Below are 12,479 nucleotides of genomic sequence, written 5' to 3'. Positions count from 1 at the left end.
CATCTCCCCGGCCGGGGCCCGCCCGGGTACCACAACGACAAGGCGCCCGCCCCCGTCACGGGGGTCGGGCGCCTCGATGGGGCACGCGCACTCAGTGCGCCGCGGTACGTATCAGAGGAGTCCGTCCCACATCTGCTCCAGCAGCACCGCCCACCAGTTGTCCGGCGCGGACAGCGCGGCCGGGTCCAGCGCCGCGAGCTGCGCCTGGAAGTCGACGGTCCAACGGCCCGCCTGCTCCGGCGTCAGCCCGTACCGCAGCCGCCACATACGGCCCAGCAGCCCCATGCAGCGCACGAACTCGGGCAGACCGGTGTTGACGAACTGCGCGGGCATCGGCTGCGGCGGCGCCTCCAGCGGCACGGCCACGATGTGCGCCGTGCCGTACTGCACGCACAGCTGGCGGCCGAAGTCGTTGCCCATCACCAGGTACGACCCGGCGTCGGCCGAGGGCTGCACACCGCGCTCCGCCGCCAGCTCGGCGAGCGTCGGCACCGGGCGGCCCTGCTGCGCCTGAGCCCAGAAGAACGGGCCGAAGTCCGCGGGCAGTCCCGCCCACACCAGCGTCTGCGCCACCACGTCCGGTACGCCCTGCCGCGACACCGCGCGCTGGTCGAACCGGACGATCGCCTGCGGCCCGAACGCCTGGCCCAGCTCGTGCGCCAGCCCCTCCGGCGGCACCGGCGGAATCGGCTGCACCTGGCTGGGATGCGGCAGCGGCACCCGGTTGGGCGCCGGGCGGGCCGGGCCGTCCGCCACCTGGTGCAGCTCGCCCTGGTGCTCGATCAGATGACGCACACCCTGCTGCCGGGTCGCGTGGTCCCGCCCGTACGGCGCCGTATGGCTGATCCGTACCTGCGGCCACGACTCGCGGATCATCCGCGCGCAGTAACCGCCCGGCAGATCGCACGACTCCAGCTCGGTGTGCAGCTCCAGCACCTGCTGCGGCGGCACGTTCATCGCCCGCAGCTCATGCAGGATCTGCCACTCCGGATGCGGAGTGCCGGGCGCCGAACGACGGATCAGTTGCTGCTCGGAGCCGTCCTGCGCGCGGTAGCGGAGGACCGCCATATAGCCGGGGCCGACCGTCGGCAGCCCGGCGGGCGGCTGCGGATACGCGTACCCGCCACCCGGCGGGGGCGGCATGCCGGGCGGCGGCGTCCCGGGCGGCGCCACACCGTGGGGCGGGGTGATCCCGGGCACCGGCGGACCGGCGGGCGGCGGCATGTGGGGAGCACCGGGTGCGCCCGGGGCTCCGGGGGCACCGGGCGTGCCCGGGCCACCGGCCAGCATCGTCGCCGCCGCGTGCACACCACCGCCCGGAGCGCCGGGAGCGCCCGGGGGACCAGGCGCGCCCGGGAAGGGGCCCGGCGGGGGCGGGGGCGTGTGCGGACCACCCGCACCGGGGACACCGGGAGGGCCAGGCGGGCGCGGGCCGGATGGCCCAGCCTGCCCCGGAGTACCGGGCGGACCGGGCGGCGGCGGGACACCGGGGCCACCGGGAGCGGGCGGCGGGGTCTGGCCACCCGCCAGCATCGTCGCCGCAGCGTGCACACCACCGCCCGGAGCGCCGGGAGCGCCGGGCGCGCCCGGGGCGGCGGAAGGAGGCGGCGGCGTCTGCCCACCGGGCGGCGTCTGGCCACCAGGCGGCGTCTGGCCGGGAGTGCCGGGCGTGCCCGGGGCTCCGGGAGCGCCGGGCGTGCCCGGGCCACCGGCCAGCATCGTCGCCGCCGCGTGCACGCCACCGCCGGGAGTGCCGGGGGCGGGAGGCGGCGGCGGGGTCGGCGGACCGCTCTGCGGGCCACTCTGCGCGCCGGGAGATCCCAGGGGGCCGCCGCCCGTGCTGTCGGGGTCGAGCTGCGAGACCAGCTGCGTCGGTACGTACCCCCCGGCCGGAGCACCCGGGGCGCCGGGGCCGGACGGGCTCGGCGGCGGAGGCGTATGCGCCCCCGTACCGGGCCGGGCACCGGGCGTACCCGGAGCACCGGGCGGCGGCGGGGTCGTCGGGCCGCTCGGCGGGCCCGCCTTGTGGGTGGCGGCGTCCGCGATGTCTCCCGCGCCGGAGGACGCGTCGGAACCGCCCGCCTTCGGGAAATCGTAGGCCGGAGAGACGGCGGTGGGCGGCAGCGCGCTGCCCGCCGACATCAGCTCGGTCTTGGCGTCCGCCCGCACCCCCGGGACCGGGGTGTCCTCGTCGTCCGAGCCCGCGAGCGGCGGGGCGAACACCGTGGCGGGCGGGGCGACCGAACGATCGCCGTCGTCACTCGCGGAGTTGGTGTCGGCCCACGGCGTACCGACGCCGGGCGTGGCCGGGCCCTTCGGCGTCTCACCGGAAGGGGGCGACGCGGGAGCCGGGGCGGGCGGCGGCGGGGCCCACGGGCTGCCGCCCCCGGGCGCCGGGGCAGACGGAGGCGGCGGCGCGGGCGGGTCGGTGCGCGGCCGTGCCACACCGCCCGTCGGCCAGTCGTCCTCTTCCCTGTCGCGCCGCGGCGGCGCCATGCCACCGGACGGCCAGTCGTCCACCGACGCGGACGCGGGCACGGCATCGCGCGGCTCGCCGCCACCCGGCGGCGGCGTAGGCGGACCGCTGCGCCAGCCCCCCTCGGCCGAACCGGACGCGGGCGCGTCGGTGCGCGGCGGCGCCACGCCGTCCGACGGCCAGTCGTCCACCGGCTTCGGCGCGGGCACGGCATCGCGCGGCTCGCCGCCACCGGGCGGCGGCGTGGGCGGGCCACTACGCCAGCCCTCATCGACCGAACCGGAATCCGAACGGAAATCCGAACCGGAAGCCGAACCGGAATCGGCTGCGGGCGCGGGCGTCTCGTCGCGCGGCGACGGCACACCGCCCGACGGCCAGTCGTCCACCGGAGCGGGAGCGGGAGCCGGAGGCTCCGGCGACCGCTGCGCCGGTACGTCCGGCTCGTCCGCGCCCCCGCTCATCGCGTCCGCCGCCTCCTGCAGCCACTCCGGCGGAGTCAGCAGGAAGGACGTCACATTGAGGTCGATGCGCTGCTGCCTGCCCCCGGTGGTCTCCTGGGCACGGTCGTCGTTCGCCCCGTACTCCTCCTCGTACCGGCGGATCACCTCACCCACCGGCAGCCCGGGCCACAGCGTCGTCTCCCCGCTGTCCCGCGCGATCACCAGCCGGGCGCCGTCCACGGGCGCGCTCGAAACCGGTCCGTCCGGGCGGTCCTCGGCCCAGGCCACGAAGCCCAGGTCGAACTCCCGCACCCGCACCTCGCGCTGCTGGTAGGCGGGCACCTCACCGTTGATCCAGAGTTCGGCGCGCTCCTGCGCCTGTGCGAAGGTCACCATCGCGCTCACCCCTCCACGGGTACGGCGTACGCGAATCCGCCGTCCACCATCAGGTTCGCCACGGTCTCCAGCTCCGGCGGATTGCCCGCGAGCCGCAGCAGGAAGGCGTCGAAGTCCTCGCCGCACGGCAGCATCAGCCGCTCCACCCGCTCCTGGACCGTCCAGCCGTCGCGGTCCCGCGCGTCGTCGTACGCGCAGAACCACACCGAGCCGATCGCGTCCCCCTTCACCTTCACCGCGACCACGCCGCCCTGCACGAAGCCCACGCCCAGATAGTCCTTGGTGAAGTGGTCGCGCAGACACTTGTTGACATAGACGAGGTCGTTGACCGCCGCCACATCGCGCACCGTGAAGAACGGCTGGTCGACCAGCAGCCCCAGCTCCGGATCGAGCGCCGCGCCGACCGGCGCGCAGCCGCCCGCCGCCTTCAGGAACGCGCGGTACGACTCCGGCAGCCGGTAGCCGAGGTCCTCCTCCACGCCGAGCACCTGCTCCTCGGTGACCGAGAGCCCCCGCACCGGCAGCCCGAAGTGCACCGGCCGGGTGTCCTGGAGCGGACGGGTGCCCCGCTTGTCCTGGTCCACCAGCGCCGTCGCGAGCCCGCCGTGATGCCGCAGCAGGGCCTTGACCTCTACCGGGATCAGCTCCATGCGGCGGCCGCCCACGGCGTGGTGCCACGTCCAGCCGTGCGGAGTGGCCACCGCCGAGGTCTCGTTCCACAGCTCATGGCCGGACGCGTGCAGCGCGGCGTTCGCCGATACGAGGTCGGTCAGCCGCAGCTCGTCGACCCCGAACCCCTCCGGGGGCTCGGCGATTTCGGCGGCCGCGCGGGCGTACGGCGAGAAGTCCGGAAAGCCGTTTTCGTCCACCCGGACGCCCATGGGGTGGCGGGCGGCCCGAACCGGATCCGGGAAGTGCACGACCTGCCCGGCGTAGGCCGTGTTCGGTGGCGCGGCATGCTGCCCGAGCCGACCTGTCGTCATGGCGGTTGCCCCCTGCTGATGCTGGCGTATGGGGCACAGCCTATGCGGTGGCGCCACAAGCGGAACCGGTCGGCCACCGCCCCGCCCGCCCACCTGGGCCGACGCACCCGGACTACCGCATTTCCCGTCGCATTTGGCAGGCTGATCTTTCGCAACCGGGGGATTGCGGTGGATCGCACAGGGAGGGACCCACCACATGCACATCACGCAGAGCAACGGGGGCGGCGACGGAGCCGCCGCCGCGGCCAGCGACCCCCGGCTCAGATGGAGCAGCGTCGATCCCGACGCGGGCCCGCCCCCGCTGCACCACCGCCGCGACACGCTCCTGCCCGCCGTAGCGGCCGCGCTCTCCGTCCGCGGCGAGACCCTGACCTGCACCGGAGGCAAAGGCGACCAGGCGCCCGCCCTCCACCCCCTGGTGCAGGACTTCCTCGACGCCCTCACCAGCGGGCAGCGCGAACGCTTCACCGGCCGCTGCCCCGAAGCGGTCCTGCTCTCCCGCCACCTGGCCGCCGTCGAGGCGAGCCGCTCCAAACGCGCGGCGCGCAAGCCGCTCACTCACGGTGAGGCCCGCCGTTCCCTCAAGCAGTCCAAGCTGACCGCCCGCCGGATCCGTGAGGCGGGCGACCCGCAGCACGGCTCGTACGCCCCGCCCTGCCTGTCCTGCACGGCGCTGCTGGGCCACTTCGGCGTGCGGGTGGTGGGTGAGGAAGCGTGACCCGCCCCTTCGACCGAACCGACACCACCCGCTTTCCCGTCGCCGTGGACGCCGCGCTCCGCGAGGCGGGCTGGCAGCCGGGCCGCTGGGACATGGAGCGCGCCGAGCACTGGGCGGACGCCCTGTCCGCCCACGCCTCCCCCGCCGGGCACCAGCACACCGTCTTCCCGGCCGCCGTCGAGGCCTGGGCCGAATTCGGCGGACTGCACGTCCAGCCGCCCGGCACCGGCCGCCAGGTCGCCCCCACCCCGTTCCGTATCGACCCCCTCCACGGGCTCCACCTGGCCCGCACCCTCGGCGACTTGGGGCGCGCCCTGGAGACCACGGTCTGCCCGCTGGGCGAGGAGGCCGACGGGCAGGGGCTGCTGACCATCGACGCGGAGGGGCGGATCTACAGCCTCGACCACACCGGTGACTGGTATCTGGGCCCCACGCTTGACGCTGCGCTGGCGACGCTGATTACTGGTGCGTTGCCGTCGCGGTTGGCTCGGGCCTAGGCGCTTCGCCGTTGCGCCTTGCGTTGTCGGTCGTCCGCGGCGCCGTCGTGGCTGGTCGCGCAGTTCCTCGCGCCCCTGGCGCCGTTGATCGTCACGTTGTCGGCCGTCTGCGGCCACGTCGTGGCTGGTCGCGCAGTTCCTCGCGCCCCTGGCGCCGTTGTGCGGCCCGTTGTCGGTCGTCTGCGGCGCCGTCTCGGCTGGTCGCGCAGTTCCCCGCGCCCCTGCGGGGCGCGGCGCTACGCGGTTCTTGCGGGGTCGGCTGGGGTTCGGGTGCGGTCCGGGATGACGGCCGAGACGCGGAAGCCGCCGGTGTCCGTCGGGCCCGAGACGAAGCCGCCGCCCAGCGTCGAGACCCGCTCCTTCATCCCCACCAGCCCATTGCCCCCGCTCGGCAGCCCGGCGTCCGCCGCGCCCCGCTCCGAGGGGCCGTTCTCCACCAGCACCGCGATCTCGGCGCCGCGGTGCGCCAGACGAATCCGGGTGCTGGCGCCGGGGGCGTGCTTGTGCACGTTGGTCAGCGCCTCCTGCACCACGCGGTACGCGGTCTGCTCCACCCGCGCCGCGTACCGCCGCTCCTCGCCCTCCACCGACAGCTCCACGGCCATCCCGGCCGCCCGCGACTGACCGACCAGCGCCTCCAGCTCCACCAGCCGCGGACCGCCCGCGCCCTCGTCCTCGGTGGTGGCCGCGGCCGACGCCGTGGCGGCCTCGGCGGCGGCCGAGGCGGCGACGGCCACCGACGCCAGCGGCACCGGCTTCGCCTCGGCCGGTCCGTCCGACCGCAGGACGCCCAGCATCTGCCGCAGTTCGGTCAGCGCCTGCCGCCCCATGTCGCCCACCAGCGCCGCGTTCTTCGACGCCTTCTCCGGGTCCTTGAGCGCCACCGCCTGCAGCGCCGCGGCGTGCACCACCATCAGGCTCACCCGGTGCGCCACCACGTCGTGCATCTCGCGCGCGATCCGGGTGCGCTCCTCGTTGCGCGCCCACTCGGCCCGCTCCTCGGCCCGCTCCGCGAGCAGCGACAGCTCGCGCTCCAGACCGTCGGCCCGCTCCCGCAGGCTCTCCACCAGCCGCCGCCGGGCCCGGACGTACAGCCCGAGCAGTACGGGGGGCGCGGTCAGCGCCAGGGTGATCGTCAACGAGAAGAGCGCGGCCTCCCACACGGCCGAACCCCAGGCCTCCTCCAGGTTGTCCTGCCGGAAGCGGATCATCGTGACGAGGAAGGTCCCGGCGCCCGCCATCCCGGCCAGCACCGCCGAGATCCGGCGCGGCACCTCGGACGCGGCGAGGGTGTAGAGCCCGACGACGCCGAGCAGCAGCCCCATCTCGGCGGGGGTGACGGCGATCGATATCAGCACCACGGCGATCGCCCAGCGCCGCCGCAGCACCAGGGTGGACCCGACGATCAGCCCGATCGCGACCCCGAGGGCGACCGGGATCCGGGCGTCGTGCGCGAATCCGACGCCCTCCGCGGCGCATTCGATCGCCGACGCGACGCCCAGCACGATGTCCAGCACCATGCTGCGCCGCCGCGACCACCACAAAGGGCCGCCGGGCGCGCCGCGCGCACTCGTATCCTCAGATGCCCCCGTCGCAGTCATAGCGACCAGACTACGACCGCATGCCAGCCCTTTTCCGGGGGACACGGCCGCATGTGTCTCACTCGAACAGTCGGCATATCAACGGTTTTAACTCGAACGGTTGAATCGAGTACGTTTTCGATGCCTGCGTCCGCATGGCGGGCCATCCTGTGACCATGAGCACACGGCACCGGCCGGGGCGCGACCGGCCGGACACTGCGGCATACCGTCGCGTCGAAGCCCGGCGGTACGGCATAGTGGTGGAGGCCAAGTCGACAGCCCGACCGGGTGCCCGACTTGGACCTCTCTGCTATCCCCTGTGGTGTAATTGGCAGCACAGTGGCTTTTGGTGCCATTAGTCCGGGTTCGAGTCCTGGCGGGGGAGCCTCTGGTTCCGGGTCCTGTCCTTCACGGTCGGGACCCGCAGTCGTTTCCGGGGGGAAACCTCTCGGTATCCTGCGGGTGTCCACCCCCTACCCGAAGCCGAAGGGCACACCCGTGAGCGCCAACCGCCCGGCAGCCGTCGTCGTCCTCGCAGCGGGTGAGGGCACTCGCATGAAGTCGGCGACCCCCAAGGTTCTGCACGCCCTTTGCGGCCGGTCCCTCGTCGGGCATGTCGTCGCCGCCTCCCGCGAGCTCTCGCCCGAGCATCTGGTGGTCGTGGTCGGCCACGCCCGGGAGCAGGTCTCCGCGCATCTGGCCGAGATCGACGCCGACGCCCGCACCGCCGTCCAGCATGAGCAGAACGGCACCGGACACGCGGTCCGGATGGGCCTGGAGGAGCTGTCCAACAGCGGTGTGGCCCTCGACGGCACCGTGATCGTCGTCTGTGGCGACACCCCGCTGCTGACCGGCGAGACCCTCAAGCGGCTCGCCGGGACGCACTCCGCCGACGGCAACGCGGTGACCGTGCTGACCGCCGAGGTACCCGACGCCACCGGCTACGGCCGCATCGTGCGGAACGAGGCGTCCGGCGCCGTCACCGCCATCGTCGAGCACAAGGACGCCTCCGACGCCCAGCGCGCGATCCGCGAGATCAACTCCGGGGTCTTCGCCTTCGACGCCCAGCTGCTCACCGACGCGCTCGGCAAGGTGCGGACCGACAACAGCCAGGGTGAGGAATACCTCACCGATGTGCTCGGCATCCTGCGCGAGGCCGGGCACCGGGTCGGCGCTTCGATCGCCGCCGACCACCGCGAGATCGTCGGCATCAACAACCGGGTGCAGCTGTCCGAGGCCCGCCGGCTGCTCAACGACCGGCTGCTGGAGCGCGCCATGCTCGGCGGGGTCACCGTCATCGACCCGGCCACCACCTGGCTCGACGTGACGGTCACCGCCGAACAGGACAGCGTGATCCACCCCGGCACCCAGCTGCTGGGCACCACGCATCTGGCCACCGGCGCCGAGGTCGGCCCGAACTCGCGGCTCACCGACACCACGGTCGGCGAGGGCGCGGTGGCGAGCTTCACCGTGGCGGAGGACGCGGTGATCGGCGCGGGGGCGTCGGCCGGTCCGTACGCGTATCTGCGCCCCGGCACCCGGCTGGGCCCGAAGGCCAAGGCCGGTACGTACGTGGAGATGAAGAACGCCGAGATCGGCGAGGGCACCAAGGTGCCGCATCTGTCCTATGTGGGCGATGCCACGATCGGCGACTTCACCAACATCGGCGCCGCCAGCGTCTTCGTGAACTACGACGGTGTGAACAAGCACCGCTCGACCATCGGCAGCCACTGCAAGACCGGCTCGGACAACATGTTTGTGGCTCCCGTCACTGTGGGAGACGGGGCGTACACCGCCGCCGGTTCGGTCATCACCAAGGATGTGCCCCCGGGTTCGCTCGCCGTCGCACGCGGACAGCAGCGGAACATCGAGGGCTGGGTCGCCCGCAAGCGCCCAGGAAGCGCCGCGGCGCAGGCGGCGGAAGCCGCGGCGGCCGCGCGCCAGGAGGACGAGGGCGGGCAGTGACCTGCGAACCGGTGCGCCCATCCGGGGGCGTACCGTAAAAGCGCGCACCAAAGTGACATCCAAGGAGACGTGACGTGACCGGGATCAAGACGACCGGCGAGAAGAAATTGATGCTCTTCTCCGGCCGCGCCCACCCCGTGCTGGCCGAGGAGGTCGCCCACGAGTTGGGCGTCAGCCTGGTCCCGACCAAGGCATTCGACTTCGCCAACGGCGAGATTTACGTCCGCTTCCAGGAGTCCGCGCGCGGCGCCGACTGCTTCCTGATCCAGAGCCACACGGCTCCGATCAACAAGTGGATCATGGAGCAGCTCATCATGATCGACGCGCTGAAGCGGGCCTCCGCGCGCTCGATCACGGTGATCGTGCCGTTCTACGGCTACGCCCGCCAGGACAAGAAGCACCGCGGCCGGGAGCCGATTTCGGCGCGGATGATCGCCGACCTGCTCAAGACCGCGGGTGCCGACCGCATCCTCACGGTCGATCTGCACACCGACCAGATCCAGGGCTTCTTCGACGGCCCGGTGGACCACCTCTTCGCGCTGCCGATCCTCGCGGACTACGTGGGCGCCAAGGTCGACCGGTCGAAGCTGACGGTCGTCTCGCCGGACGCGGGCCGGGTGCGGGTGGCCGACCGCTGGTGCGACCGGCTGGGCGCCCCGCTGGCGATCGTGCACAAGCGGCGCGACCCGGACGTGGCGAACCAGGTGACGGTCCACGAGGTCGTCGGTGACGTCCGGGGCCGGGTCTGTGTGCTGGTCGACGACATGATCGACACCGGTGGCACGATCTGCGCGGCCGCGGACGCGCTGTTCGCGAACGGCGCGGAGGACGTCATCGTGACGGCCACCCACGGCGTCCTGTCGGGCCCGGCGGCGGACCGGCTGAAGAACTCCAAGGTCAGCGAGTTCGTGTTCACCAACACCCTGCCGACGCCGGGTGAGGTCGAGCTCGACAAGGTCACCGTGCTGTCGATGGCGCCGACCGTCGCCCGTGCCGTGCAGGAGGTCTTCGAGGACGGCTCCGTGACCAGCCTGTTCGAGGAGCACGCCTGATGGGCTTAACCGCGGAACCGCGGACCACGCCGCGGACCGATCCCGCTTGAGGCCACCCCCGCAAGGGGTGGCCTCAAGCCTGGGGCGACTGTTGGTAGACTCGTGGGGTTGCTCGGCGAGGGAGGCTGTGTTCCGCACAGCTCATCCGTTATCGACGCGCTCTTCGTAGCAGGTCTGTCGTGGGCCGGGTGACGGCCACATGTACACGATCTACGAGGAGTGCCCCATGGCCGAGGTCAAGATCCCCGCCAAGCCCCGCACCGAGTTCGGCAAGGGCGCGGCCCGCCGCACCCGTCTCGCCGACCGCGTTCCCGGCGTCATCTACGGCCACGGCGCCGACCCGACGCACGTGACGCTCCCGGCCTACGACCTGCTGATGGCGCTCAAGACCCCGAACGTCCTGCTGCGCCTGGAGATCGAGGGCGGCAAGAGCGAGCTGGTCATCCCCAAGGCCGTGCAGCGCCACCCGATCAAGATCGGCATCCTGGAGCACGTCGACCTGCTCCTGGTGAGGAAGGGCGAGAAGGTCACCGTCGAGCTGCCGATCCACACCGAGGGCGACCTGGCCCCCGGCGCCAACCTGCTCGAGCACGTGCTGAACACGCTGCCGGTCGAGACCGAGGCCACCCACATCCCCGAGGGTGTCACCATCTCGATCGCGGGCATGGAGGCGGGCGACACCGTCTACGCCAAGGACATCGCGCTGCCGAAGGGCACCACCCTGGCCGTCGAGGACGACGCCCCGGTGCTGCACGTCGTCTCCCCGCAGGCCGAGGCTCCGGCCGAGGAGGCCGACGAGGAGGGTGAGGGCGCCGAGGGCTGATCCCCTCTCGTCCCGCATCGCTTGGCGACCGCCGCTCCGCTGCTGCCAGCGGGGCGGCGGTCGCGTGTAGCGGCGGTCGCGTATAAGAGACCGTTGCGCATGAGGCCGCCTGGAGCGCGGCGCATTCCCTCACTCAGTCACTCGGGAGAACGAGACGATGAGCGACGCAGAAGCGAGCAGCCCGTGGCTCGTGGTGGGCCTGGGCAACCCCGGCCCGGAGTACGCGGCGAACCGCCACAATGTCGGCTTCATGGTGGCCGAGCTGCTGGCCGAGCGGATGGGCGGGCGCTTCAAGGCGCACAAGTCCCGTGCGCAGGTGGTGGAGGGGCGGATCGGACCGCCCGGTCCGGGCAGCCGCCGGGTGATCGTCGGGAAGCCGATGTCGTTCATGAATCTGGCGGGCGGACCGACGACGGCACTGCGCGACTTCTACAAGGTGCCGGTGGGTCATGTGGTGGCGATTCACGACGAATTGGACATCGACTACGGGGCGCTGAGGCTGAAACTCGGGGGCGGTGACAATGGCCACAACGGGCTGAAGTCGATCACCAAATCGGGGGGCCCCGACTACTTCCGGGTGCGCTTCGGCATCGGCCGCCCGCCCGGCCGGATGGATGTCGCGGCGTTCGTGCTGAAGGACTTTTCCGCCGCTGAGCGCAGGGAGTTGGACTACTTCGTGGACCGCGCGGCCGACGCCGTGGAGACGCTCATCGTGGACGGACTGGAGCGCGCGCAGGGCACGTACAACTCCTGAACCGCGTCCGCGCGGTTGTTCGGCCGGAGGTTGACCCCGGGCCCGCCGGTGGCAAAGATCTACCGCCATGGCATCCACCGGCATCACCAAGCGCAGCCGTACGCGGCGAGCGGGCGAGAGCATGTACGGGCTGCTGTTGCTCGCGAAGAACGTGGCGATGACGCTCGTCGCGCTGCTGATCCTGGTGGCCGGGGTGTGGTCCTCCTGGGGCGACGCCAAACCTTCGATGCTCACCAAGGGGCTGGAGAGCGGCACGCTCACGGTCTCCCGCTGCGACGACGACTGGTGCACCGGCCGTTTCACCCCCGGCTCCCGGGGCGGCGAGGCGCGGGCCGAAGTACGGGTCGACGCGGCGGTCTCGGACGGGAGAGGTGAACGGCTGCTGGTGGCCGTCAAACCGGGCACCGACGAGGTGGTCCGTACGGGCATGGCGGGCATCCTGCACGCCTGGGTCCCGTTCGGCGGCTCGCTGCTGCTGGCGTCGCTGGTGGTGGCGGGCGGGCTCCGCATGCGCCGTACCGCCTGGGGCCTGGGCCTCGCGGGCGCGGCCCTGCTGGGGGCGGCCTTCGCCGCGCTGACGTTCTAGCTTCCCTGCGCATACGGCGGGGGGGGGGGGTGGCAGGGGGGGGGGGGGGGGGGGGGGGGGGGGGGGGGGGGGGGGGGGGGGGGGGGAGGGGGAGGGGAGAGAGGGGGGGGGGGGGGGGGGGGGGGGAGGGGGGGGAAGGGGGGGGGGGGGGGGGGGGGTCCTTTTTGCGGGTGTGGGGTATATACTTTTGTTTGTGGCGGTGGGGGTTT

Annotated in this window: 10 protein-coding genes and 1 tRNA gene; 8 read left to right on the top strand and 3 right to left on the bottom strand. The window is 73.1% G+C overall.

Annotation, left to right across the window (positions count from 1 at the left end):
- Nucleotides 1-111: 111 nt before the first annotated feature.
- Nucleotides 112-3,312: an SUKH-4 family immunity protein gene (locus tag ACZ59A_RS09965; RefSeq protein ID WP_470955930.1), complete on the bottom strand. Its 3,201-nt coding sequence runs from the start codon at nucleotides 3,310-3,312 to the stop codon at nucleotides 112-114.
- Between the two features lie 5 nt (nucleotides 3,313-3,317).
- Nucleotides 3,318-4,295, bottom strand: a complete 978-nt coding sequence (locus ACZ59A_RS09960) for an HNH endonuclease (protein ID WP_470955928.1) — start codon at nucleotides 4,293-4,295, stop codon at nucleotides 3,318-3,320.
- A gap of 196 nt (nucleotides 4,296-4,491) precedes the next feature.
- On the opposite strand from ACZ59A_RS09960, the gene ACZ59A_RS09955 reads away from it, so the two are divergent.
- Both ACZ59A_RS09955 and ACZ59A_RS09950 read left to right on the top strand, forming a co-directional pair.
- The gene (locus ACZ59A_RS09955) at nucleotides 4,492-5,013 is read left to right on the top strand and encodes a YwqJ-related putative deaminase (RefSeq protein ID WP_468055638.1); all 522 of its coding nucleotides are present in this window, start codon (nucleotides 4,492-4,494) and stop codon (nucleotides 5,011-5,013) included.
- A complete protein-coding gene (locus tag ACZ59A_RS09950; protein WP_470955925.1) occupies nucleotides 5,010-5,510 on the top strand; it encodes an SUKH-3 domain-containing protein in 501 nt (166 codons plus the stop codon). The genes ACZ59A_RS09955 and ACZ59A_RS09950 overlap by 4 nt, the downstream gene beginning before the upstream one ends.
- Nucleotides 5,511-5,746: 236 nt before the next feature.
- On the opposite strand, the gene ACZ59A_RS09945 is transcribed toward ACZ59A_RS09950, so the two are convergent.
- The gene (locus ACZ59A_RS09945; RefSeq protein WP_470955922.1) at nucleotides 5,747-7,111 is read right to left on the bottom strand and encodes a sensor histidine kinase; all 1,365 of its coding nucleotides are present in this window, start codon (nucleotides 7,109-7,111) and stop codon (nucleotides 5,747-5,749) included.
- A 292-nt stretch (nucleotides 7,112-7,403) separates the two neighbouring features.
- On the opposite strand from ACZ59A_RS09945, the gene ACZ59A_RS09940 reads away from it, so the two are divergent.
- The 6 genes from ACZ59A_RS09940 (at nucleotide 7,404) to ACZ59A_RS09915 (ending at nucleotide 12,270) form a co-directional block, all read left to right on the top strand.
- Nucleotides 7,404-7,475 (top strand) — tRNA-Gln (locus ACZ59A_RS09940).
- Nucleotides 7,476-7,588: 113 nt separating this feature from the next.
- Entirely contained in the window at nucleotides 7,589-9,055 is a 1,467-nt protein-coding gene (glmU, locus tag ACZ59A_RS09935; RefSeq protein WP_470955918.1) for a bifunctional UDP-N-acetylglucosamine diphosphorylase/glucosamine-1-phosphate N-acetyltransferase GlmU, read from the top strand.
- Between the two features lie 74 nt (nucleotides 9,056-9,129).
- Entirely contained in the window at nucleotides 9,130-10,107 is a 978-nt protein-coding gene (locus tag ACZ59A_RS09930; RefSeq protein ID WP_470955915.1) for a ribose-phosphate diphosphokinase, read from the top strand.
- Nucleotides 10,108-10,333: 226 nt separating this feature from the next.
- On the top strand, nucleotides 10,334-10,930 hold the full coding sequence (locus ACZ59A_RS09925) for a 50S ribosomal protein L25/general stress protein Ctc (protein ID WP_470957850.1): 597 nt from the start codon (nucleotides 10,334-10,336) through the stop codon (nucleotides 10,928-10,930).
- 157 nt (nucleotides 10,931-11,087) lie between these two features.
- Entirely contained in the window at nucleotides 11,088-11,684 is a 597-nt protein-coding gene (gene pth / locus ACZ59A_RS09920; RefSeq protein ID WP_468056810.1) for an aminoacyl-tRNA hydrolase, read from the top strand.
- Nucleotides 11,685-11,751: 67 nt separating this feature from the next.
- Nucleotides 11,752-12,270, top strand: coding sequence for a hypothetical protein (locus ACZ59A_RS09915; protein ID WP_468056808.1), 519 nt, complete (start codon nucleotides 11,752-11,754; stop codon nucleotides 12,268-12,270).
- Nucleotides 12,271-12,479 lie beyond the last annotated feature (209 nt).

The organism is Streptomyces sp. NPDC040405, assembly GCF_055595765.1.
This window is presented reverse-complemented; position numbering and strand designations above follow the sequence as displayed.

Bases quoted from the DNA above. Each gene is read 5' to 3' on its own strand.
- ACZ59A_RS09915 (WP_468056808.1), top strand. From the start codon at position 11,752: ATGGCATCCACCGGCATCACCAAGCGCAGCCGTACGCGGCGAGCGGGC.
- pth (WP_468056810.1), top strand. From the start codon at position 11,088: ATGAGCGACGCAGAAGCGAGCAGCCCGTGGCTCGTGGTGGGCCTGGGC.
- ACZ59A_RS09925 (WP_470957850.1), top strand. From the start codon at position 10,334: ATGGCCGAGGTCAAGATCCCCGCCAAGCCCCGCACCGAGTTCGGCAAG.
- ACZ59A_RS09965 (WP_470955930.1), bottom strand. From the start codon at position 3,312: ATGGTGACCTTCGCACAGGCGCAGGAGCGCGCCGAACTCTGGATCAAC.
- ACZ59A_RS09955 (WP_468055638.1), top strand. From the start codon at position 4,492: ATGCACATCACGCAGAGCAACGGGGGCGGCGACGGAGCCGCCGCCGCG.
- ACZ59A_RS09960 (WP_470955928.1), bottom strand. From the start codon at position 4,295: ATGACGACAGGTCGGCTCGGGCAGCATGCCGCGCCACCGAACACGGCC.
- ACZ59A_RS09945 (WP_470955922.1), bottom strand. From the start codon at position 7,111: ATGACTGCGACGGGGGCATCTGAGGATACGAGTGCGCGCGGCGCGCCC.